Raw genomic sequence first — 21,955 nt, 5'->3', positions numbered from 1 at the left:
GATGACGATCATCGAGATGCAGGCCGCTCGCGAGCGGCAGGTCGACCCCAGTGACGGCGAGATGCCGGAACCGATGCGCGCGCTGCTGAAGCGGGCTGCCGCGCCGTTCTCGCCGGGCCCCGCCGGACGCGTATCGGTCGGTCGCGTGACGGGCGAAGAGACCGACGGCCGGTGGCGGATCGACGTGGAGCCCGGCGGCGTGCTGCTGGCCCGCCAGGCGGTCAGCTGCGTCGTCAGGCCGCAGCCGGACGATCTGGTCCAGCTCTATCAGGCGGCGGACGGATGCTGGGTGCTCGCCATTCTCGAACGGCGTGGTGACGCGGCCGACGTCGTGCTCGATTTCGGCGCGGCCGAGGTCCTGCTGCAAGCGCAGGACGTGCGCGTGCAGGCGCGCGACCGGCTCGGGCTCGAAGCCGCGCAGCTGTCGAGCCGCGCGGAAGTGATCACCGAGGCCGCGGCGGAGCGCCACGCGCACGTCAGCGGCACCGACGCCACGCATGCCGGCAACACGTTCGTCCATACCGAGCGCCACCTGGGCATGCATGCGCAAAGCGCGGTCGTGACGGCGGAAGCCCTGCTCAAGATGGACGCCGGCCAGATCCACATGGGTTGATGCGTGTAACGCAAGGAGGTTGTCATGTTTGCCAATTGCTCGGCGGGTGGAATGGCGCTGTCCGGCTCGGACGTCTGCAAGACGCCGCCGCTCGCGATTCCCGTGTCGTATTCGAACATCGCGAACAAGCCGGAGGCGGTCCCGAACGTCACCAACATCATTTACGCGGGCGGTCCCGTCCACAACATGAACACCATCATTCCCGTCACGCACAGCGACGAGCCGGGTTCGATGGGTGGGGTCGCGTCCGGCACCGTGTCGGCGCAGTCGCGCCACGTGACGGGGTCCGGCAAGGTGCTGATCCAGGGCTCGCCCCAGACCCGGCTGACCGACACCAACCTGCCCAACAACCAGAACACGGCCGGGCAGACCATCGCGCCGTCCCAGACGATCACGATGACGCTCAGCTGATGAAGCTCGCCCGAATCCTGATTGCGGGGCTGGCGCTGGGCCTGCTGTCGGGCTGCTCGCTGTTCGGTTCGAAACCGGTCGACCCGCGCCAGCTGCACGTGACGCTGGTCGGCGGCAGCCGGCTGAACGTCGGCGCGAGCGGCGAGCCGCGGCCGATCCAGTCGTGCGTGTACATCGTGCGCGCGGCCGACTGGGTGCCGATGACGAACGGCGACGCGCCGTGCGCCGGCAAGGATCAGGAGGGCGCGGTGGAAAGCGTGTCACGCCATGTGATCGCGCCGAACCAGGTGCTGCAGTTCTGGATCGACGTGCCGCGCAGCGGCGAGATCTGGCTCGTCGCGGACGCCGACTACGCACAGCGTCCGGCCCAGTACGCGCCCTTGCGCGTGCGCATCGACGGAAGCGGGGTGCTTCATCTCGCGGTGTGGCTCGATCGCAGCGGAATCTACAACGCGTCGTTGCCGGGCGCGGTGCCGCTGCCGCCCGACGCGCCCATCGCCGCGAGCGCGCCGAACCCCGACGCCGCAACCGACAAACCCGCCCGACGCCACGGCTCGGGCACGAGGAGATACAGGCAATGAGCAGTCTGCCGGTTGGACCGGTCGCGTGGAGCGACGGCATGCTGATCGAGACGCAGCATTTTCAGCAACTGGAGCGCCACTTGTCCCATCAGGTCGCGTCGCGGCTCGGGCAAACCGTGAATCACGGCTGGGGCTTCACGCTGCTCGACGTCGACCAGGACGGGCTCGGCCTCGGCCGGCTCGCGCTGCGCGGCGCGCGCGGCGTGTTCCAGGACGGCACTGCATTCTCGCTGCCGTCGCACGACCCGCTGCCCGCGCCGCTCGAGACCGAACGGGCGCAGGCGGGCGACATCGCGTGCCTCGCGATCCAGGCCGCGCGCAGCGGCGGCCCGGAAATGGCCTTCGGCGAGGTAGCGTCGTCGTCGCGCTACCGGGCGATGACCACCGACGTGCCCGATCTCGCGGTCGGCCTCGACGCGCCGGGCACGCCGCGCAGCCTGACGATCGAGACCGGGCAGCTGGCGACGCGGCTGTGCTGGAAGTCGCAACTGCGCTCGGACGAAGCGGCGCTGCCGATCGCCCGCGTGGCCGGGCGCAGCGCGAGCCGCACGGTGCTGCTCGATCCGCGCTTCATCCCGCCGCTGCTCGACACGCGCGCGCACGTCGTGCTCAATTCGCTGATCGACGAGAGCTGCAAAGCACGCTGCGCGTGCGCCTCGCGCATACGTCCGGGCAGCGGGTGCTGTCCGCGGGCGGGGGCATCGCGGACCTGATCGAGCTGCTGCTGCGGCAGGCGATCGCCGAGTACCGGATGCGGCTCGCGCATCTCGATGCGTTCGATCCGCTGCCGCCCGCGCTGCTGTATCGCGAGCTGATCGGCCTGCTCGGGCGGCTGAGCGTGCTGCCCGGCGTCGACGAGGAGCTGGCCGAGCGCGATTTCGGCTACCGCCACGACGACCTGCAAGGCAGCTTCGAGCCGCTCGCGGCCACCTTGCGGCATGCGCTCGCGCGCGTGATCGAGACGCCGGTGCTGCCGCTGCGCTTCGAGGATCGCGGCGACCAGGTCCATATCTGCGTGGTCGACAAGCAGTGGAACCTGAAGAAGCTCGTGTTCGCGGTGTCGGCCGCGATGCCGGCCGACAAGCTGCGCCAGCTGCTGCCGCAGCAGACCAAGCTCGGCGCGGTCGAACAGATCCAGAAGCTGGTGGACCTGCAACTGCCGGGGGGCCCGCCTGATCCCGCTGCCCAACCCGCCGCGCCAGATTCCCTATTACGCCCAAAGCACCTACTTCGAGGTCGAATCGACCGATCCGTTCTGGACGCAGACGCTCGCCGGCTCGGCGATGGCGCTGCGCATCGTCGGCGATTTTCCGGATCTGCGTTTCGAAGCCTGGGGCTTGAGAGACGGGAAGGTGGCATGACACACGATATGAACCGCTATCCACGATGAACCTGCTCAGAAACCTTTCCTCCGCCATCCGGCGCACGTCGTCGGCCTCCAACCTGATCGACCGGGCGATGACGAATCCCGACCTGATCGCCCGGGTGCCCACGTTGTCGTCGCTGGCCCAGGAGGCGTCGGTCGCCGGCGCGGTCACGACCGACGCCGTCGGCCCGACCGGCTCCAGCGGCTCCAGCGGCTTCGCCGCGCCACGCGACGCGGAGCACGCGGTGCTGCGCTTCCCGACTCCGCCCGGCGCGTTCCGCGCGGCGTACGACGACGGCGCGGACGCCTCGCCCGTCGTGTATACCCCCCAGGGCGGCCAGGTGGCGATCCTGAAGGCCGGCCAGCAGTCGGCCAACTGGAGCAATCCGTTCGTGTCGCACGCGCTGCCCGCGATCCTGCAATTGCAGCGTCATCTCGCGGACGGCCCGCCCGACCAGTCGACGGTGCGCACCTAGCTCGGCCTCGAAGTGCGCCTGTACCGCGAGCGGCTGGCCGGCTCGGGCTGCGAGTGGGAACAGATCCGCGACGCTTCGTATCTGCTGTGCACGTATCTGGACGAGAACGTCAGCGACATCGCGCGCGCCGCGTCGCAAGTGCTCTACGACGGGGAGCGCAGCCTGCTGGTCGAGTTCCACGACGATGCGTGGGGCGGCGAGGACGCGTTTTCCGATCTCGGCCGCTGGATGAAGGCGGACGATCCGCCCATTCGTCTCCTCGCGTTCTACGAGCTGATCCTGTCGCTCGGCTGGCAGGGCCGCTACCGCGTGCTCGATCGCGGCGACGTGCTGCTGCAGGACCTGCGTTCGCAGCTGCATGCGCTGATCTGGCATCACGTGCCGCCCGAGCCGCTCGGCACCGGGCTGATCAGGCGCGGCGGCGCTGGGCGCGGTGCGCGCATCGGCGCGTGCTGCGCACGGGCCGATCCGCCATGCACTCGCGGCCTGGATGCCGCCGACCCGCACCATCAATCTCGCGGAAACGCTGCCGCCGCCGCTGCCGCAACTGCTGTCCGAGGGCTGGCTCACGGCATACAAGCATCCGCAGGGTTGGCTGCTGGTGTTCCGCAGCGACGGCGCGTTCGATGTCGGCAAGGCGCAGGTGCGCACCGATTTCGAACGCAACATCGAGCGGCTCGGCGCGGCGTTCGCGCCGTGGCCGGGCGACCTGGAGGTGATCGGTCATACCGATCGGCAGCCGATCCGCACGAGCGAGTTCGGGAACAACCAGGCGCTCTCGGAAGCCCGGGCGCGCACCGTCGCCGACGAGCTGCGCCGGACCGCGCTGCCGGGCGGCGCACAGGCGCCCGGGAACGCCGTGCAGCGGAACATCGGATTTTCGGGGCGCGGCGACACGCAGCCGATCGATTCGGCGCAGACGCCGGCCGCCTACGAACGGAACCGGCGCGTGGACGTGCTGTGGAAGGTGATCCCGGCGGGCGGCCGGCGCACGGCGGACGCCGACGCGCGCCCCGCGCTGCCGGAGGGCGTGGTGATCGCGCCCGACGGCCAGTCGCCGTATGCAACGGAGGATAAACAACCATGATACGAACCAGCCTGAGGGTTCTTGTCGCGATTCTGATCGCCGTCCTGATCTGGTGGGTGGGCCCGCTGTTCGCGCTGGGCATCTACCGGCCGTTCGCGCCGCTCTGGGTGCGCGAGGTGCTGGTGGCGGCGGTGCTCGTCTGGGGCCTGTGGCCGGCGCTTGCGCGACTGTGGGCGAGGCTCGCGATGAGCCCGCGCCGGGTGCGCACGCCGCAGCCGGCGGCGCGCGCCGATTTCATCGACGAGCGCCTGCGCGACCTGGATCGCCAGTTGAAGGCGCGCTGGCAGCGCGAGCCGCACGGCCGCCGGCAACGCTGGGCCGGCGCGCTGCGCCGCCAGCACCGGACCCTGCTGCCCTGGTATCTGGTGATGGGCGCGGAAGGCAGCGGCAAGACGAACCTGGTCGCGAAGGCGGTGAACGCGGCCGGCTCCGAAGGCGGCCCTCGCGGTCGAGCCGCTGAACAGCCGCGGCGACGACTTCAACTTCCGCATCGCGAGCGACGCGGTCTGGTTCGACATCGGCGGGCGCTGGAACCTGCGCGACGGCTTCGACGAGACGGCGCTCGATACCTGGAAGCGGTTGTTGCAGGGGATGCGTCGCCTGCGCGGCGGGGCGGCGGTGAACGGCGTGGTGTTGTGCGTCGACAGCGCGTCGATGGTCGATGCGCCGCTGGAGGCGCGCAAGCGCCTCGCCGATGTCGTGCATCGCCGGCTGGCGGAACTGCATGAGGTGTTCGGAGAGCAGGCGCAGGTCTATGTCGCGCTGAACGGCGTGGACCGGCTCGACGGCGCGGTCTCGATGCTGTCGCTGGTGGACGCGGGCCGCTGGGCCAGCGGGATGGGTTTCTGCCTGCCCGAGCAGGCGCTCGGCGAGACGGCCGCCGAAGCGGGCGCGAGCTGGCAGGGGGCGTTGCAGCACCTGCAGCAGCGGGTCCAGCAGCAGGTGCTGTTCGCCGCGCCGGCGGCGACCGAGGTCGGCGCGAACTACGCGCAGCTGCGTTTCGTCGAGACGCTGAGCCAGCTGCACAAGGCGCTGCTGGTGTGGCTGCAGATCGCGATCGCGCCCGGCGAGGCGCATTCGGCCGCGCGTCTGCGCGGCGTCTGGATGGGCTCGATGGCGGAGTTGGCGGTGGCCCAGCCGGGCGGGGCGGCGCCCGGGCTGCCCGCGCAGACCCGGCCGCTCGGCGAGTGTGGGCGCCGCTGTTCCGGCAGGTCGCGCTCGAACGCGACGCGGTGCGGCCGAGCGGCGTGCGTTCGTGGCGCGGCCGGGTCGGGCACCTGCTGCGCTGGGCCGCGCTGCCCGTCCTCGCGCTTGGCTTGCTGATGTGGTTCGGCTGGGGCTATGTCGCGGAGAGCAACTATCTCGACGACATCGGCGCGCAGTTCAGCGAGGCGAAGCGGCTCGCGCAGACGCAGGCCTCCTACGGCCCGGACGGCGGCGCACCGCTGCTCGACGTGGCGAGCCACATGCGCTATGCGCAGGAACAGGCGGAAGACGCCGGGCGCGGGCTGGCGACGCCGTACTTCGAGCATGGTCTCGTCGCCGCCGCGGCGCGACACTTATCACCGGCAGTTGCAGAAGATGCTGATGCCGGAGTTGTACAACGAGGTGCGGCGCGTGCTGGTCGCGCAGTCGGACGGCGCGCCCGGCGACGTCTACCAGACGCTCAAGGTCTACCTGATGCTGTGCCGGCCCGATCGGCGCAACGCGACCGATGTCGAGCGCTGGCTGAGCAGCCGATGGGACAGCCTGTCCGGCGGGCAGCAATACGGCGACGACGACCGGCGCGCGCTGCTCGCGCACGTGCGCGCGTTGATGGGCTGCCGAAGCTGCCGGGCACGCCGGAGGATGCGAACCTGGTGCGCGCGGCGCGCGTGCGGGCCGCGCAGATCCCGATCGTGACGCGCGTGCTGCAGCACATCCATGCGCAAGGGCTGCCGGCGTCGGTCAACGACATCTCGCTGTCGCGCGCGGCCGGCTTCGAGTCGGCGATGAGCCTGCGTATGCGCAGCGACGTCCCGGCGACCGACGTCGCGGTATCGGGCTGGTTCACGCGGGCGGGCTACACGGACGTGTTCCTGCCGCGTCTCGACAAGGCCGCGCGCGCGATGCTCGAAGAGGAAAGCTGGGTGCTGCGCGACGAAACCCTGCGCGGCAACAGCTTCCAGATCGACGGCGTGGTGCAGAAGCTCGCGGATTCCACCCGCGCGCAGTTCCTGCAGGACTACATCGCCGGCTGGCAGAACTTCCTCAACGACGTGACGGTGCGCAGCGTCACGGGCCTCGACGATGCGTCGCACAGCTGGCGGCGGCGATGATGGATTCGCAATCGCCGCTCGCGAGCCTGCTGCGCTTCGCGGCGCGCGAGACGACCCTGACCGGCGCGAGCGACGAAGGCAACATCGACAGCTGGATCGATCGCCAGAAATACCGCTTCGAGAAGGGGCGTCGCCAGATCGTCGGCGAACTGAGCGGCCAGCACTACCGCACCGTGCTGCTGCCGGAACATGTGGTCGAGGAACACTTCCTGGCAGTCCGGCAACTGGCCGCGCAGCTGAACAACCGCAGCGTGGCGTCGAGCAACCCGCTCTCCCGGTTGTTCGAGCCGCTGTATCGGCAGCTGGGGCTCGTCAATGGCGCGCTGCAGGCGGGCCAGGTGCTGCCCGCGCAGTACGACGCGTTCTCGCGGCTCAAGGAAACCGCCGCGCGGCAGCCCCGAGCCGGTGCGGGGCATCATGCTCGACCTGATCGGCAGCGGCAGCACGATGACGACCCGCGAATCGGGCGCGCTGCTCAATCGCGGCGCGGCGGGCGCGACCTCGACGGTGTGCAGCGCCGGCTTCACGAGCCGCTATCCGTTCCGGCGCAACGCGCAGGTCGACGCGGGCGTCGCGGATTTCGAACGCCTGTTCAGCGCCCAGGGCCTGATGGCGTCTTACTTCCGCGACCATCTGGCGGCCTATGTCGATACGTCGAGCACGCCGTGGAAGGCGCTGCGCTCGAACGGCGGCAATCTCGGTCTGGTGAGCCCGGGCGTGCTGTCGTCCTACGAGACGGCCGATCGCATTCGCGGCGTGACGCTCGATGAATCCGGCCATCTGCGCGTGTCGACCGTGCTGCGCTTCCTCGACATGGATTCGCAGATCTCGGAAGCTGATCGATCGGCGGGCAGACGCTGCGCTACGCGCACGGCATGACGTCGCCGCAGCGCATCGACTGGAGCGGGCAAGGCACCAAGCTGGCGATCCAGCTTCAACTCAAATCGGTCGACGGTCGGTTGAGCACGCTTCAGTTCGACGGACCCTGGCGCTGTTCCGCTTCTTCGACGCGGGACAGGCGGCGGGCGGGACGGCCGACCGTCGCGAACGGCTGTATCAGACGGACATCGGGACCGTCCGGCTGGAGTGGCAGGCGCTGACGACGCCGTCGCCGATCTGGTCGGGGATCCTGCAGGGGTTCAGGTGCCCGTCGTGACACGCCTCTTGTATCGGAATGCGCCAGCCGGCGCGAACTTGGAAAGGAGCAGCAGATGATAGACCCGAAGGAAATCCTGTCCGCGTGCAGCAACGCGCATGAGTACGGACAGAACGCCAGCGGTTCGATGGCGAAGCCGTTCATGGACTCGATCCCCGACATGTCGGTGGCGTCGTCCCAGAACGCGAGCAACCTGATCGGCAACGTGCAGCAGGTGGGCGGCAAGATGCTGGAGCACATGTCGAACATCAAGTCGTCGGTCGACAAGCAGGTCGCCGCGCACCAGGATGCGCAGCAGCGTGAGAAGACCTACGACTTCAACGCCAACATGAACGACCTGCGGCCCACCAACTCGGTCGGCTTCCCGCAGGAAATGCCGTCCAACTTCTTCGCGCCGTTCAAGACCGGCAAGTAGGCCGCCCGGACGGGAGCGGTGCACCGTCCTCGGACGTCGCCGTGTTTGCGGCGGGGTTCGGGGCTTTCGGGGCGCGGCCGGCGGCAGCCGGCGCGCCCGACCATTCGATAGGAAAACAGGATCATGAAGAAAGTTTTATTCGGACTCCTTGCAGGTGTATTCTCGGTGAGCGCCTATGCCCAGTTCGACCAGCTGTTGCAGTCGGTCAAGGATCAGGTGACGAGCACGACGCAGCGGCAGGTGAGCCAGAGCGTGCAGTCGGCGACGAACGATGCGATGCAATCGGCGACGACGCGTGCGCACAAGGTGATCCAGTCGGCGCGCACGCCCGACGGCGGCGTGCGGCTGCCTGACGGCAGCGTGCCCAAGGACAGCCAAGCCGTGAAGCCGGGCGGCGTGACCATGGAAGCCCAGGGCGCGAAGCCGCAATGAGGCGGGCCGGGGCGGGGCCCGGCGAAATCGACAGACGAGGCATTCGAATGGACGAATCACCGAGCAGGACGCGCGAGCGTGCGAACGGGCCGGGCCGCGCCGGACAGTTGAAAGGGGGAGCACGCATGATGGCGTTCTCGATGATGTCGGTCATGGGCGCGATCGTCGCGATTGCAATGATTTCGCTGATCTTCTCGATGGGTGTCGTGCTGCCCCGGATCATCTCGGCCGCGCGGGGCGACACGATCGTTACGGATGGCGTCAAGGCCGTCGCCGAGGTTGTCGAGATCGGGCAGACCGGGGTGACGCTCAATCAGGTGCCGCAGATGCGGATGGTGCTGCGCATCAGCGATCACGGCGTGTCCCGGGACGTCACGATCCGGCAGTACGTCGATCTCGGCAACATGCCGCGCGCGGGGGAGCGGGTGAGGGTTGTCATCGACGCGCGCGATCCGGCGCGGGTGACCTATCTGGGGCTCGCCGGCGCGCATTGACGCCGCCGCTTGCGCCGGCCCGGCCGCCCGGCTGATCGCCGGGCGGCGCACGGAACGCTCGCCCGGACCAACGGCGAAGCGCGGCCGCGCGCAGGCGTCTCGTCCTGAGCGGCATCGCGGGCCGCGCCATCGTGAGGGCGTGACTCCCGCCGTTTTGGCTCGACGGCATCAATAGCCCCCACGGCCCCCACGGCCCCCACGGCCGGCCGAGCCTCGGCGCGCCAGATCAACGATCCTGCCGGTTCGTTCATCCATCCGGGCGCGGAACGCGCTACCATTTCCAGCGCGCAGCGCTCGACGCCGCCCAGGCGCTCCTCGCCGCCCGCGTCTTTCATCTCCGGATCACCGCACCTCGGTCTTGCACCGAACGAGAGGAATCAGGATGTCACGCTTCATGCTGAAAGCATTGATGTGCGCCGCGTTGCTGGTCGGCGCGCAGATCGCGTCGGGGCAAGCCGCGCCCGGCGTGCAACTCGAGGATTTCACCTGGACCGAGCTGCGCGACGCGATCCACGCGGGCAAGACCACGATCCTCATCCCGATCGGCGGGACCGAGCAGAGCGGCCCGTACGTCGCGCTCGGCAAGCACAACGCGCGCGTCAGGGTGCTGGCCGAGCGCATTGCCGAAGGGCTTGGCAATGCGCTCGTCGCGCCCGTGATCGCCTACGTTCCCGAGGGCGGCTATGCGCCGCCGACCTCGCACATGCGCTTTCCCGGCACGATCACCGTGAGCGACGACACCTTCGAGAAGCTGCTGGAATCGGCCGCGAACAGTTTCAAGGTGCACGGCTTCACGAACGTCGTGTTTCTCGGCGATCACGGCGGCTATCAGAACGACGTGCGCCGCGTGGTCGCGCAACTGAACAAGACCTGGGCCGGGTCCGGCGCGCGCGCGTTCGTGCCGCCCGAATACTACGGAACGAGTTCCGACGGCTACGCGCGGCTCTTGCGCGAGCATGGCGTGCCCGACGCCGCGATCGGCACCCACGCGGGGCTCGCCGACACCTCGCTGCTGCTCGCGGTCGCCCCGCGCATGGTGAGGCTCGACAAGCTGCGCGCCGCGCCCAAGCCTGGAGCGGCCGACGGCGTTTACGGCGGCGATCCGCGCCAGTCCAGCGTTGAACTGGGCCAACTGGGCGTGAACGCGATCGTATCGCGCACGATCGACGCGATCCGCGCGGAAACCGCAGCCCGCTGACGCGCGCCGGCCCGCCCGGTCGCGCTTCCGGTCGTCTCACGTCACTCAACCGTATCAATCGAAAACGGACGTTCCCATGCAAGGATCCTATCGTTGCAGTGCCGCCCGATTCCGTCGCGCCCGGCTCGCCGCCGTCCTGGCGGCCCTGCTCGCCGGAGCCGGCGCGGTCGCGGCGGCCCCGATCGCCACCGTGCCCGGCATGCCGCCCGTCACGAACCCGGACAATCTCTACGGCGACGCGCAGGCCGGCCGCATGAGCGCGGCGGTGGCGGGCGCGCTGCCGCGCGTGTACGTGCCGAACCTGCGTTCGAACGACGTCTACGTGATCGATCCGGCCACCTACAAGGTCGTCGACCGCTTCCCGGTCGGCCGCAGCCCGCAGCACGTGGTGCCGTCGTGGGACCTGCAGACGCTGTGGGTCGCCAACAACGCGGAAGGCCGCACCGACGGCAGCCTGACGCCGATCGACCCGAAGACCGGCAAGCCGGGCAAGGCGGTGCCGGTCGACGATCCCTACAACATGTATTTCACGCCGGACGGCAAGGAAGCGATCGTGGTGGCCGAGGCGCATGCGCGGCTGGATTTCCGCGACGCGCACACGATGGCGCTCAAGTCGAGCCTGGCGGTGCCCGAATGCAAGGGTATCAACCACGCCGATTTCTCGATCGACGGGCGCTATGCGCTGTTTACCTGCGAATTCGGCGGCAAGCTCGCGAAGATCGATCTCGTGAACCGCACGGTGCTGGGCTACCTCGAACTCGCGAGCAAGGGCATGCCGCAGGACATCCGCGTCGCGCCGGACGGCAAGGTGTTCTATGTGGCCGACATGATGGCCGACGGGGTCTACCTCGTCGACGGCGACCGTTTCGAGAAGATCGGCTTCATCAAGACGGGGGTGGGCACGCACGGGCTGTATCCAAGCCGCGACGGCACCCGGCTCTATGTCGCGAATCGCGGCTCCAATCGCGTGCACGGGCCGCGCCACGGCCAGGGCAGCGTGTCGGTGATCGATTTCGCGACGCGCAAGGTGCGCGTGACCTGGCCGATCCCGGGCGGCGGCAGCCCCGACATGGGCAACGTCAGCGCGGACGGCGCGACGCTGTGGTTGTCCGGCCGGTTCGACGACGTGGTCTATGCGATCGACACCGCGAGCGGCGAGGTCAAGTCGATTCCGGTCGGCATGGAGCCGCACGGCCTGACGGTCTGGCCGCAGCCGGGGCGCTATTCGCTCGGGCATACCGGCAACATGCGCTGAACAAGGGACGGGCGGGCCGGCAGGCCCGCCCGTCACCGAATCATCGGCGCGGACGATTGATTTGATCGATTTCGTGAAACCGGTGTCGCTTTCGCATTGAATTCTGATCGCGCTTATTTATATTTTTAGAATTTAAAATCGGGAATGAATGGTAAATTTTCCGATAATGTAAAAACCCCTGGTTTCGAATATTCGGCGGCATTACAATCCGCATCGCATTTCCTTAAATGAGTTTGACGGGAGACAACGCGATGCATCAGATTGAATTGAAATGGATGCCAATCGACATCACGGTAACCGCGACGCTGGAATATGAAAAAAATCCGCGGCTCGCTTCGTTGCTGTGGGAGAAATTACCGTACACGAGCCTGCAGAATCACGCGCTCGTGTCGGGCAACCACCTGTATCACCTCGCTCCGTTTCCCGAACTGATCTACACGGCGGCGGAATACAAGGAAGACCGCACGCTGTCGGAGGACGGGACGCTGTTCCTCTCGCAACTGCAGCATCTGGCGATCAAGTACGGGCCGCTCAGTGAGTACATTCCCGCCGCGCCGATCGGCCGGGTGATTCCGGAGCATCTGCCGCTGCTGCGCGAAGCGGGCCGGGCCTGCTGGGACGCCGCCTGCCGCACGAAGGAGCCGATCATCGCGCATATCTCGCGCAAGGACGGCCCGGCCGACAAGGGCACGCTGGCATGGGAGCCGGTGACCGGCTCCCCCGAGGTCCGGCAACTGACCGAGGACATTCGCGCGGCGACCCAGCGTATCTGGATCGACCCGCCGAAGGACATCCTCGATCTGCACGAGGGCCGGATTCGCAGCGGCGCGGGCAGCTACGACCAGTACCTGTCCACGCTGGTGTTCGTCAACGGCGAAACCCGGCCGCTCGGCTATTGCGCGCTCAATGGGCTGGTGCGCCTGAGCCGCGCGAATGACCTGACGCTCGGCGTCTTGAAGACGATCACGGCGAATTTCATCCGCACCCCGGCCGAATTCCTCGGTTATTGCGGCCTTGATGAATTATGGGATTTTACGCAGCGCGTCATTGCGGCGCTTGATCTGCTTGAAACCAAGGACGAGTATTTCTCGCTGCTGAATTCGCTTGCGCTTTATGCGAATTGCCAGAATGCCTGGAATCTGCATTATTTCCCATGGAAACTCGGCGACGGTTATCCGCATCAGCGCGCGGACGGGGCGCGCGGGTAAGCGGGGTGGCCTCGTGCGCCGCCCGGCCGGGCGGCGCGCTCACTCAACGCGTCGAGGACCCGCATGAGCCGTCAACATGAGACACGCCCCGCCACGATGCGCGCCGTGCGCATCGATGCGGTGGGGCCGCCCGAGAACCTGCGCGTGGTCGATTGCCCGGTGCCGACGGTCGGCGACGACGACGTGCTGATCCGCACCGAGATCGCCGGCATCATCTACGGCGATGTCGAGGCGCGCAAGGGCAGCTACTTCACGCCGACCCGAGTGCCCTGGATTCCGGGGCGCGAGGTGGCGGGCGTCGTGGCCACCTGCGGCCGCGATGTGAAGGGCTACGAGGTCGGCGCGCGCGTCATGGCGCTCGTCCCGTCAGGCGGGTGCTATGCCGAATACGTGCTGACCTCGCCGGGCGGCGCGCCGCCCGGGCGCGCGAATGCCGGGCCGCCGGCCGATATCCAACGCCTGCCGGATCGCGTGGCGTTTCGCGAGGGGCTCGTCTACCTCGTGAACTTCCGCCTGGCGCACCTCGTGCTGCATGCGGTCGTGAACGTGCGGCGCGGCGACGCGGTCGCCGTGCACGGCGCGGCGGGCGGCATGGGCGCGATGGTCACGCAGCTCGCGAAGGCGGCCGGCTGCGAGGTGATCGCCCTGTGCCGCGGGAGCGAGGAGGTCGCGTTTTGTCGCGCGATCGGCGCGGCGCGCGCGTTCGATACGTCGTCGACCGATTACGTGGACGCCGTGCTCGACGCGACGGGCGGCGAGGGCGTGCGCTATTCGTTCAACGGCGTCGGCGGCCCGACCGTGAATCGCGATCCGCTGATCGTGTCGCGCTTCGGCGAGATCGTCCTGTACGGCTATGTCGCGGGCAAGGCGGCCTTCGATCCGTTCGCGCTCGGCAAGACCTACGGCCTCAAGCTGTTTTCCGCGACGGACTACCTGAAAACCCCTCGATTCGCCGAGGCCACCGAGGCGATGCACGCCTGGATGGCCGAGCAGCCGCTGCTGTCGATCAGCGAGACCTGGCCGTTCGAGCAGGCGCCCGACGCGCATCGCCGCATCGAAGCCGGCACGTTCCTGTGCAAGCTGGGCCTGACGCCGCGCTAGGGCGAGCCGCGCGCCCGGGCAGGCCGCGCGAGGCCTGCCCGGGCCGCTTCAGCAGCGCATGCGCCTGCACGATCTGCTCGGCCAGCTGGTGGATCGCGATGCGCTTCTCCATCGCCTGCGAGCGGATCTGCTGATAGGCCTCCTCCTCGCTGATCCCGTGCACCTGCATCAGCAGCGCCTTGGCGTCCTGCAAGGTCCGGACCGACGCGAGCCGCTGCTCGAGCTGCGCGATGCGCCGCCGATAGTCGTCGTCGCGGCGATGTTGATGGCAGGCCAGCGCCATCGCGCTCAACAGGCCGAACGAGCGCACGGGCGTCGTCACCGCGCTTTCGGCGTCGATCCGCAGCAGCAATTCGAGGATCGTCGGGCTCTCGTAAGTCGTGACCGTGATCAGCGGCGGGCGCGCGTCGTCATCCAGCCACGGAATCGACAGGCTCGGCAGAGCGGCATTGCGCCGCTCAAACTGTTCGCTGAGCGCCCGCAGAGCGACTGGCACGGCATTCCGGCTCGTTGCAGGCACCCGCTCAATACCAGGTCGTCGAAGGCATCAACAACACCATCAAGGTCATCAAACGCCGGGCTTGTGGCTACCGCGACGAGGAATATTTCTTCCTCAAAATCCGCGCTGCGTTTCCCGGTAATCCGCGATGAACCCAAAAAAAGCCCTTGTCTCGACGCGCGAGACAAGGGCTTCTTTGCCGTACCGTTCCTCCGACAACGCTGTCGGACAACGCAACTGATCGGGTGGCCGCCTGGACGGCCCGACGACGCGCAAGACGTCGCGCAACGCGGCGACCGCTTTGTCGGCCGGATTGCTCGCTGCACTCTAAGCAATCTTTTTTGACGCGCAACATCGCGTATACCCCGTTCGACGACGATGACGCGAGGGCGCGGCGCGGCGGGAATGCGTCGCGCCGCGGACGGCGGATCGTGCGCGGGGCGTCTATAACGGAAGACAGGCAACCGATTGGAGACAGACATCGTGAAATGGCTGTTCGCCTTCCTCTTCGTCGCGGCCGCGGGGTTGTCGCTCGCGCGGCTGGCCGGCGCGGACGCCGTGACGCTCGCGCGGCTGGCCGGCTATCTCGTCACGATCGCGGTGGGCGCGGGGGCCGGCCTGCTCGCATGGCGGCCGCGCAAGCCCGGCGAACGCGACGAACGGCGTTGAGCGCGCGCCCTCCCTGCGCGGATCGGGCGCGGGTGCGCGGCGACGGCCGCGGCGGTATCATGGCGCCGACCCGCATGACCCGCGGCGGCTGGGCGCCGCGGCTGACCAAGGATTTCCCGTGAGTTTGCACAAGATCATCTATGACACCGATCCGGGTGTCGACGACGCGATGGCGCTGGTTTTCCAGGCCTGCCATCCCGATATCGAACTGCTCGGCGTGACGAGCGTGTTCGGCAACGCGACCGTCGAGACGACGACGCGCAATGCGCTGTACCTGACGAGCCGCTTCGCGCCGGGCGTGCCGGTCGCACGCGGCGCGGCCGCGCCGCTGCGCCGGCCGCCGCCGCCGCCGATCGGCTGGATCCACGGCGACAACGGGCTCGGCAACCTGTCGCTCGGCGCATTCGACGCGCCGGATTTCGAGGGGCATCCGGGGCTCGACGCGCGGCCTGCGCACCAGTTCATCATCGACATGGTGCGCGCGCATCCGCATGAAGTGACGCTGGTCGCGGTCGGCCCGCTGACCAATCTCGCGCATGGGCTCGACGCGGACCCGGCGATCGCCGGGCTGGTCAAGCAGGTGGTGATCATGGGCGGCGCGTTCGGCATCGACGGCGTGCTCGGCAACGTGTCGCCGGCCGCCGAGGCGAACATCCATGCCGATCCGGACGCGGCGGACCAGGTGCTGTCGGCCGCCTGGCCGCTCGCGATCGTCGGGCTCGACGTCACGCAGAAGACCATCATGTCGCACGATTATCTGGCCGCGCTGCGCGACGACGCGGGCGAGGTCGGGCAGTTCGTGTGGGATGTGTCGCGCCATTACGAGGCGTTCCACGAGACGAGCGACGGGGTGTACGGCCTGTACACGCACGATCCGTCGGCGGTGGCTTATGTGCTCGCGCCGGATCTCTACACGACGCGCCCGGGGCCGGTGCGGGTGGTGACCGAGGGCCTCGCGCTCGGCCAGACGATCCAGAAGCCGGCGAAGATGGGCGTGCCCGCGCAGGAGTGGGACGGGCGGCCGTCGCGGGAGGTGTGCGTCGATGTCGATGTGGCGGGGATGCTGGCGTTGTACCGGCGCACGCTGATGCGGTGAGGAGGCGCGGCGTCGCCTCAGGAAACGTCGGCTGCCTGTCGTTATCGGTCGGATGAAAAGACGAAAGGCGGGGCCGACACGGAGGCGGCCGCTGCTGTTCCTGTTCCGTTTCCATTCGGCGATCGCGGCGGCGCCGCCGCCACGCTGACTGTTCCGGGCTCGCCGGTGCGACGTCGAACTGAATCCGCCGTCGCCACCTCGATCGACCACTTCGACATGCGGCCCGGCGCTAAATGCGCGCGCGGGCCCGCATGCCGCACGGCGGCGCTCGGCGACGGGAACGACCTGCGCGCGAAGCGGGCGGCCGGCGTCGCGACCTTCGGGAAGCCGCGCAAGTGCACGCGCTGGGCACGCCCCGCTTCAACTCACCGCACCAGCCGATTGAGCCGCGCCCACTGCTCGAACAACCCCGGCCACGCCTGTTCCTCGCTGCCCGGCGCACCGAGCCCCCAACCATGCCCGCCGCGCTGGAACACATGCAGCGCGCCCGGCACGCGCGCGGCGCGCAGCGCGGCGAACATCAGCAGCGTGTTGTCGACGGGCGAGATCGGATCGTCGAGCGCCTGCGCGAGGAACATCGGCGGCGCGCCCGCATCGACATGCAGGTTGACCGACAGCGCCGCGCTTTCCGCCGCGCCGGGCTGCTCGCCGACGGCATGCAGCCGCGTGCGCGTATGGTCGAACGGCGGCATCAGCGTGAGCACCGGATAGAGCAGCGCCGCGAAGTCGGGGCGGGCGGACTGGTCGTCGATCGCGTCGACGCGCGCATAGCGCGCCGCATCCGGCTCGACCGCCGTCATGCCGGCGAGGTGCCCGCCGGCCGAGAAGCCCATGATGACGATCCGCGCGGGATCGAGCGCATCTCGGCGCGCCCGCGCGCGTATCGTCCGCATCGCGCGCTGGCCGTCCTGCAACGGCGCGGCGCGCGACCATCCCTGGCCGGGCAGCCGGTACACCAGTTCGAATGCGGTGACGCCAAGCGATTTCAGCCACAGGCATGCAGGCGTGCTTTCGTTGCCCAGTTCGATATGGTCGTAGCCGCCGCCCGCGATCACGAGCGCGGCCGCGCCGTTGGGGCGCGCGGGGCGATACACGTTCAGGCGCGGCCGCGCGACATGCGACACGCTGCCGTTCTTGCCGGGCCGTTCGCCGTCGCCTGCGCCCTCGGGCGAGGGATCGGGCGGCGCGCCGGGCCACAGGTCGAGCGTTTCGTCCGGCGGCGTGCCGGAGGTCCGCGCGGCGGGATCGTCCGCCGCCTGCGCCGACGCGGTCAACATGCCGAGCCCGCCGGCCAGTGCCGCGCCGATCAGATCGCGTCGCTTGGGGTCCATCGCGCTGTTCTCCTGGCGCGTCGCGCGCCGTGGTCGGGGCCGTGCCGGCGCGCGACCCGAAGGGCGCGGCGGCGGCGCGGCAAGGACGCTATCGTCGCATAAGCGGCGACGGCGCGGGGAGGCCGCCGCGCGCGCTCAGTACGCGCCGGCCCCGGTCACCGCGTCCGTCACGATCGCGACGCCGGAACTGGTGCCGAGCCGGGTCGCGCCCGCCTCGACCATCGCGAGCGCGGCGGCGCGGTCGCGCACGCCGCCCGACGCCTTCACGCCGAGCACGGGGCCGACCGTGCGGCGCATCAGCGCGACGTCCGCGAGCGTCGCGCCGCCGTGGCCGAAGCCCGTCGAGGTCTTCACGAACGCGACGCCCAGGTCGCGGCAGATCTCGCACACGCTGACCTTTTCGGCGTCGCTGAGCAGCCCGGTCTCCAGGATCACCTTGAGCGGCGTCGCGCCGCAGGCGGCGTGAACCGCCGCGATGTCGGCCTTCACGTCGTCGAGACGGCCGCTCTTGAGCGCGCCGAGATTGATGACCATGTCGATCTCGCCCGCGCCGGCCCCGATCGCGGCCGAGGCCTCGAATGCCTTGGCGGCGCTGAGCCCGGCGCCGAGCGGGAAGCCGACCACCGAGCAGACCTCGACCTCGGTGCCGGCGAGCGCGGCGGCCGCGAGCGGCACGTTCGCCGAGTTGACGCACACCGAATAGAAACCATGCTCGGCGGCCTGGGCGCACAGCGCGCGGATCTGCGCATCGGTGGCGTCCGCCGCGAGCAGCGTGTGGTCGATCAGGCGGGCGAGCGGGGTGAGGGTGTCAGGCATGAAACGGACTCCAGAGGAACGTGCGACGAACCGGGTCACACGAAAGTTGATGTTTTAACACTGGTTTGTTACTAATAGCGCAGTTGCAGCGGACCGGGGCAGACTTCCCGGCGCGACGGATACCACGGAAGGACGAAGGATGGAAACCAAGAAGGGCGAGCGGATCAAGGCGTTGATGAACGTGCTGCAAGGGCAGAACGCGATTCATCTGCGCGAGGTGGCCGAACTGTTCGGCGTGTCCGAGATGACGATCCGCCGCGACCTGGCCGACAATCCGCACGGGCTCAGCCTGGTCGGCGGCTACATCACGCGCCACTTCGCCGCGCAGCGCAGCGACATCGGCGAATACCTGATCAGCGCGGAGAACAACCGGCAGATCGAGGAGAAGCGCAAGATCGGCAAGCTCGCCGCGCAGTTCGTGAAGACCGGCGACACGATCTTCCTCGACTGCGGCTCGACCACGCCGTTCGTCGTCGATTTCCTGCCCGACGAGCTGGAATTCACCGCCGTCTGCAATTCGCTGAACGTGTTCCTCAAGCTGCAGCAGAAGCCGCATTGCAACGTGATCCTGTGCGGCGGCACCTACCATCGCAAGAACATGGTGTTCGAGTCGAGCGCGGAGACCAGCATCCTCGACACGGTGCGCGTGTCGAAGGCGTTCATCTCGGCGGCGGGCGTGAGCGACCGCTGCGGCGTCACCTGCTTCAACTTCCATGAGGTCGACGTGAAGAAGCAGGTGATGCAGCGCTCGCAGAACAAGTTCCTGCTGGTCGACCATACCAAGTTCGACGAGGTCCGGCCCGCGTACTTCGCGGAGCTGGGCGACTTCAATTTCATCCTGTCCGACCATCAGCTGAACCGTAAATACGAACAGCTGATCCGCGAGCGCGGCGTGGCGCTCGTGACCTGAGCCGCGCGCGGCGCGACGGCGCGGGGCGAGCGGCGTGCGCGCGCCCCGCTTCATGCGCCCGGGACGCGCCGGGCGTCGAGCGGCGCGCGCGCCGGCAGCGCGGCAGGCGCGTGGCGCAGGCAGTAGACGCCGTAGCCGACGATCACGACGAAGCACAGCAGCGGCACCACGAAGGCGAGCTGCATGTTGCCGCCCGTGTGATCCGAGATCAGTCCTTGCAGCAGCGGCACCGCCGCGCCGCCGACGATGCTCATCACGAGGATCGAGCCCGCGTACTCGGTATCGCGGCCGAGCCCGTCGATCGTGAGCCCGTAGATCGTCGGCCAGCACGGGCCGAGGAACATGCTGACGCCGACCGCCGCAAAGACGGCCGTGATGTCGTGCACGCCGACCGTATAGGCGAGCAGCGCGATGCACAGCACGCCGTAGACGATCAGCACCTTGGCCGGGCCGACGCGCTTCATCACGAGCGTCGCCACCAGCTTGCCGACGAAGAACGCGAAGAAGGTCGCGAGCAGGTAGCGCGACGCGCCGCGCTCGTTGAGGCCGCCGATCTGCATCGCGAGCCGGATCGTGAAGCTCCACACGCCCACCTGCGCGCCCACGTACAGGAACTGCGCGACGATGCCCGCGACGAAGCGGCGGTTGCCGAACAGCCGCGCGAGCGTGCCGAGCGCATCGACGCGGCGCGCCGCGCCCGCGTCGGACGCGGGGCCCTTGCAGGCCGGGTAGGGCGTCAGCGCGAACACGACGAACACCGCGACCAGCACGACCACGATCCATTTGTACGGTTCGAGCGTGGCCTGGATCATCGCGAGCTGGTGCGTATGCGCGTCGGCGGCCGACATCCGCGCGAGCTGCGCATGCGAGGCGTCGCCTTCGCGGAAGATCAGGAAGCTGCCCATGCAGACGCCCGCCATCGCGCCGAACGGGTAGAAGGTCTGCGAGATGTTGAGGCGGCGGGTGCCGGTCTCGCGCGGCCCCATCAGCGTCGAATACGAATTCGCCGCGGTTTCGAGGAAGGACAGGCCGGCTGCGATCACGAACAACGCGACCAGGAACATCCCGTACTTCGCCGTCGACGCGGCCGGGAAGAACAGCAGGCAGCCGACCGTATAGAAGAACAGGCCGATCAGGATCGTGGTCTTGTAGCTGAACTTGCGCACCACGGTCGCGGCGGGAATCGCGAGGAAGAAGTAGCCGAGATAGAACGCCGACTGCACGAACGCCGACTCGAAATCGGACAGGAAGAACGATTTCTTGAACTGCGCGATCAGGACGTCGTTGAGGTTCGCGGCGGTGCCCCACAGCGCGAACAGGCAGCACAGCAGCGTGAACGCGAACAAGGGCGTCCGGTTCAGGTAATACCCGTCCGGCGTCTGGGCGATTCTGGTTCGGCTCATGCTGTCTCCTTCCCGTCGTGGATGTCGTGAAGCGAACCTGCATGGCGGCGCGCAAGGCGCGCCGTCAAAAAACGATGCCGCGCAGAAAGCGCGCGAACGTGGCGGCGTCGGCGTAGGCCTTCTGCGTGCCGCGGCCCGTGACCGAATGCGCGGCATACGCGGACGCGTGGCGCATCGCGTCGGCGACATCGCCCGCCGCGACGTAGCGGTGCGCGAAGCAGCCGATGTAGGCGTCGCCCGCGCCGGTGGTGTCGCGCGCGTCGACCGGCACGCCGGGCGCGTGGTGCGCGCCGCGCGCCGACATCCACAGCGAACCGCGCGCGCCCAGCGTGACGATCACGTTGCGCAGGCCGCGCTCGACGAGCGAGGCTGCCGCGCGCTCGATCGCGGCCGGCGAATCGACCGGCATGCCGGTAACGATCGCCAGCTCGGTTTCGTTCGGCACGAAGAACTCGGCTTGCGCGATCCGCGCGAGATCGAGGCCGGGCACCGCCGGCGCGGGGTTCAGCAGCACCGGGATGCCGCGCGCCGCGCCGAATTCGAGCGCGTAGTACACGGTGTCGAGCGCGATTTCGAGCTGCAGCACGATCAACGCGCAACTGGCGATGCGCTCGGCGGCGGCGTCGATGTCGGCGGGCAGCAGATGGCGGTTCGCGCCCTTGACGATCAGGATGCTGTTGCTCGAATCCGGCTCGACGAAGATCGGCGCGACTCCGCTCGGCACGCCCGGCACCCGCCGCACGTGCTCGGTGTCGATGCCGGCCTGCGCGAAATTGCGCAGCGTGTTGTCCGCGAACAGGTCGTCGCCGACCTTCGTGACCATCACCACCTCCGCGCCGAGCTTCGCGGCCGCGACCGCCTGGTTCGCGCCCTTGCCGCCGCAGCCGATCTCGAAACCGGGCGCTTCCAGCGTCTCGCCGCGAACCGGCATGCGGTCCACATAGGTCACCAGGTCGACCATGTTGCTGCCGATTACAGCGATCTTGCCCATCTTGGTGTCGTCTCCAGGTCCAGGTCTCGCGGGCGGGTGCGGCTGCCGGCGTCAATTTTGTAAATATAATCACATGAAATGTTGGAATTCAATCTTTTTGTGTGATGCCCATATCAAACCTCGGAGGCG

At 68.7% G+C, this 21,955-nt stretch carries 18 protein-coding genes and 4 pseudogenes; 17 read left to right on the top strand and 5 right to left on the bottom strand.

Annotation, left to right across the window (positions count from 1 at the left end; translation table 11 throughout):
* The first annotated feature begins 1 nt into the window (after position 1).
* From Bsp3421_RS11520 to Bsp3421_RS11430, 13 genes and pseudogenes are all read left to right on the top strand, one after another.
* A complete protein-coding gene (locus tag Bsp3421_RS11520) occupies positions 2 to 613 on the top strand; it encodes a DUF3540 domain-containing protein (RefSeq protein ID WP_273996090.1) in 612 nt (203 codons plus the stop codon).
* 24 nt (positions 614 to 637) lie between these two features.
* Positions 638 to 1,024 carry a DUF4150 domain-containing protein gene (locus Bsp3421_RS11515; RefSeq protein ID WP_273996089.1) on the top strand — a complete coding sequence of 129 codons (387 nt, stop codon included), beginning with the start codon at positions 638 to 640 and terminating at the stop codon, positions 1,022 to 1,024.
* Complete coding sequence (locus tag Bsp3421_RS11510) at positions 1,024 to 1,605, top strand: type VI secretion lipoprotein TssJ (RefSeq protein ID WP_273996088.1); 582 nt, start codon at positions 1,024 to 1,026, stop codon at positions 1,603 to 1,605. Before Bsp3421_RS11515 ends, Bsp3421_RS11510 begins: the two co-directional genes overlap by 1 nt.
* Positions 1,602 to 2,966: pseudogene (tssK, locus tag Bsp3421_RS11505) on the top strand (type VI secretion system baseplate subunit TssK). The gene Bsp3421_RS11510 and the pseudogene tssK overlap by 4 nt, the downstream one beginning before the upstream one ends.
* 82 nt (positions 2,967 to 3,048) lie before the next feature.
* Positions 3,049 to 4,534 (top strand): annotated as a pseudogene (locus Bsp3421_RS11500) (DotU/TssL family secretion system protein).
* Positions 4,531 to 8,008, top strand: a pseudogene (gene tssM, locus Bsp3421_RS34000) (type VI secretion system membrane subunit TssM). The pseudogenes Bsp3421_RS11500 and tssM overlap by 4 nt, the downstream one beginning before the upstream one ends.
* A gap of 55 nt (positions 8,009 to 8,063) precedes the next feature.
* Entirely contained in the window at positions 8,064 to 8,423 is a 360-nt protein-coding gene (locus Bsp3421_RS11460; RefSeq protein WP_273995526.1) for a DUF6277 family protein, read from the top strand.
* 123 nt (positions 8,424 to 8,546) lie between these two features.
* The gene (locus Bsp3421_RS11455) at positions 8,547 to 8,855 is read left to right on the top strand and encodes a hypothetical protein (RefSeq protein WP_273996082.1); all 309 of its coding nucleotides are present in this window, start codon (positions 8,547 to 8,549) and stop codon (positions 8,853 to 8,855) included.
* A gap of 221 nt (positions 8,856 to 9,076) precedes the next feature.
* Complete coding sequence (locus Bsp3421_RS11450; protein ID WP_337995285.1) at positions 9,077 to 9,349, top strand: hypothetical protein; 273 nt, start codon at positions 9,077 to 9,079, stop codon at positions 9,347 to 9,349.
* 409 nt (positions 9,350 to 9,758) lie between these two features.
* Positions 9,759 to 10,547, top strand: coding sequence for a creatininase family protein (locus Bsp3421_RS11445; protein ID WP_273998354.1), 789 nt, complete (start codon positions 9,759 to 9,761; stop codon positions 10,545 to 10,547).
* Positions 10,548 to 10,623: 76 nt separating this feature from the next.
* A complete protein-coding gene (locus tag Bsp3421_RS11440) occupies positions 10,624 to 11,802 on the top strand; it encodes a YncE family protein (RefSeq protein WP_273996080.1) in 1,179 nt (392 codons plus the stop codon).
* Positions 11,803 to 12,053: 251 nt separating this feature from the next.
* The gene (locus tag Bsp3421_RS11435; protein WP_273996079.1) at positions 12,054 to 13,010 is read left to right on the top strand and encodes a hypothetical protein; all 957 of its coding nucleotides are present in this window, start codon (positions 12,054 to 12,056) and stop codon (positions 13,008 to 13,010) included.
* Positions 13,011 to 13,073: 63 nt separating this feature from the next.
* Positions 13,074 to 14,111, top strand: coding sequence for a quinone oxidoreductase family protein (locus tag Bsp3421_RS11430; RefSeq protein ID WP_273996078.1), 1,038 nt, complete (start codon positions 13,074 to 13,076; stop codon positions 14,109 to 14,111).
* Here the strand turns inward: Bsp3421_RS11430 and Bsp3421_RS33995 are convergent.
* Complete coding sequence (locus Bsp3421_RS33995; protein WP_337995284.1) at positions 14,017 to 14,607, bottom strand: ANTAR domain-containing response regulator; 591 nt, start codon at positions 14,605 to 14,607, stop codon at positions 14,017 to 14,019. The two genes, Bsp3421_RS11430 and Bsp3421_RS33995, sit on opposite strands and share 95 nt — an antisense overlap.
* Here Bsp3421_RS33995 and Bsp3421_RS11420 point away from each other — a divergent pair.
* The 3 genes and pseudogenes from Bsp3421_RS11420 to Bsp3421_RS11410 all read left to right on the top strand — a co-directional run.
* A pseudogene (locus Bsp3421_RS11420) lies at positions 14,542 to 14,762 on the top strand (transposase); the annotation flags it as partial. The gene Bsp3421_RS33995 and the pseudogene Bsp3421_RS11420 sit on opposite strands and share 66 nt — an antisense overlap.
* 331 nt (positions 14,763 to 15,093) lie before the next feature.
* Positions 15,094 to 15,279: a hypothetical protein gene (locus Bsp3421_RS11415; protein WP_273996076.1), complete on the top strand. Its 186-nt coding sequence runs from the start codon at positions 15,094 to 15,096 to the stop codon at positions 15,277 to 15,279.
* A 118-nt stretch (positions 15,280 to 15,397) separates the two neighbouring features.
* A complete protein-coding gene (locus tag Bsp3421_RS11410) occupies positions 15,398 to 16,375 on the top strand; it encodes a nucleoside hydrolase (protein WP_273996075.1) in 978 nt (325 codons plus the stop codon).
* Between the two features lie 365 nt (positions 16,376 to 16,740).
* Here the strand turns inward: Bsp3421_RS11410 and Bsp3421_RS11405 are convergent, their stop codons facing one another.
* Together Bsp3421_RS11405 and deoC are read right to left on the bottom strand one after the other, a co-directional pair.
* Entirely contained in the window at positions 16,741 to 17,706 is a 966-nt protein-coding gene (locus Bsp3421_RS11405) for an alpha/beta hydrolase (protein ID WP_273996074.1), read from the bottom strand.
* Positions 17,707 to 17,841: 135 nt separating this feature from the next.
* Positions 17,842 to 18,522, bottom strand: a complete 681-nt coding sequence (gene deoC / locus Bsp3421_RS11400) for a deoxyribose-phosphate aldolase (RefSeq protein ID WP_273996073.1) — start codon at positions 18,520 to 18,522, stop codon at positions 17,842 to 17,844.
* A gap of 139 nt (positions 18,523 to 18,661) precedes the next feature.
* On the opposite strand from deoC, the gene deoR reads away from it, so the two are divergent.
* Positions 18,662 to 19,432 carry a DNA-binding transcriptional repressor DeoR gene (gene deoR / locus Bsp3421_RS11395; protein ID WP_273996072.1) on the top strand — a complete coding sequence of 257 codons (771 nt, stop codon included), beginning with the start codon at positions 18,662 to 18,664 and terminating at the stop codon, positions 19,430 to 19,432.
* A 50-nt stretch (positions 19,433 to 19,482) separates the two neighbouring features.
* On the opposite strand, the gene fucP is transcribed toward deoR, so the two are convergent.
* Together fucP and rbsK are read right to left on the bottom strand one after the other, a co-directional pair.
* A complete protein-coding gene (fucP, locus tag Bsp3421_RS11390) occupies positions 19,483 to 20,835 on the bottom strand; it encodes an L-fucose:H+ symporter permease (protein WP_273996071.1) in 1,353 nt (450 codons plus the stop codon).
* A gap of 64 nt (positions 20,836 to 20,899) precedes the next feature.
* Positions 20,900 to 21,826: a ribokinase gene (rbsK, locus tag Bsp3421_RS11385; RefSeq protein ID WP_273996070.1), complete on the bottom strand. Its 927-nt coding sequence runs from the start codon at positions 21,824 to 21,826 to the stop codon at positions 20,900 to 20,902.
* Positions 21,827 to 21,955: the final 129 nt, after the last annotated feature.

Source organism: Burkholderia sp. FERM BP-3421 (genome assembly GCF_028657905.1).
In the GTDB taxonomy this organism is placed as follows: domain Bacteria; phylum Pseudomonadota; class Gammaproteobacteria; order Burkholderiales; family Burkholderiaceae; genus Burkholderia.
The sequence above is the reverse complement of the archived record's forward strand: the minus strand, read 5'-3'. Positions and strand labels throughout refer to the sequence as shown.

What these genes read in the sequence shown, in the direction of transcription:
- Bsp3421_RS11520 (WP_273996090.1), top strand. Translation starts at nt 2, where the DNA reads ATGACGATCATCGAGATGCAGGCCGCTCGCGAGCGGCAGGTCGACCCC.
- Bsp3421_RS11515 (WP_273996089.1), top strand. Translation starts at nt 638, where the DNA reads ATGTTTGCCAATTGCTCGGCGGGTGGAATGGCGCTGTCCGGCTCGGAC.
- Bsp3421_RS11510 (WP_273996088.1), top strand. Translation starts at nt 1,024, where the DNA reads ATGAAGCTCGCCCGAATCCTGATTGCGGGGCTGGCGCTGGGCCTGCTG.
- Bsp3421_RS11460 (WP_273995526.1), top strand. Translation starts at nt 8,064, where the DNA reads ATGATAGACCCGAAGGAAATCCTGTCCGCGTGCAGCAACGCGCATGAG.
- Bsp3421_RS11455 (WP_273996082.1), top strand. Translation starts at nt 8,547, where the DNA reads ATGAAGAAAGTTTTATTCGGACTCCTTGCAGGTGTATTCTCGGTGAGC.
- Bsp3421_RS11445 (WP_273998354.1), top strand. Translation starts at nt 9,759, where the DNA reads ATGTGCGCCGCGTTGCTGGTCGGCGCGCAGATCGCGTCGGGGCAAGCC.
- Bsp3421_RS11440 (WP_273996080.1), top strand. Translation starts at nt 10,624, where the DNA reads ATGCAAGGATCCTATCGTTGCAGTGCCGCCCGATTCCGTCGCGCCCGG.
- Bsp3421_RS11435 (WP_273996079.1), top strand. Translation starts at nt 12,054, where the DNA reads ATGCATCAGATTGAATTGAAATGGATGCCAATCGACATCACGGTAACC.
- Bsp3421_RS11430 (WP_273996078.1), top strand. Translation starts at nt 13,074, where the DNA reads ATGAGCCGTCAACATGAGACACGCCCCGCCACGATGCGCGCCGTGCGC.
- Bsp3421_RS11405 (WP_273996074.1), bottom strand. Translation starts at nt 17,706, where the DNA reads ATGGACCCCAAGCGACGCGATCTGATCGGCGCGGCACTGGCCGGCGGG.
- deoC (WP_273996073.1), bottom strand. Translation starts at nt 18,522, where the DNA reads ATGCCTGACACCCTCACCCCGCTCGCCCGCCTGATCGACCACACGCTG.
- deoR (WP_273996072.1), top strand. Translation starts at nt 18,662, where the DNA reads ATGGAAACCAAGAAGGGCGAGCGGATCAAGGCGTTGATGAACGTGCTG.
- fucP (WP_273996071.1), bottom strand. Translation starts at nt 20,835, where the DNA reads ATGAGCCGAACCAGAATCGCCCAGACGCCGGACGGGTATTACCTGAAC.
- rbsK (WP_273996070.1), bottom strand. Translation starts at nt 21,826, where the DNA reads ATGGGCAAGATCGCTGTAATCGGCAGCAACATGGTCGACCTGGTGACC.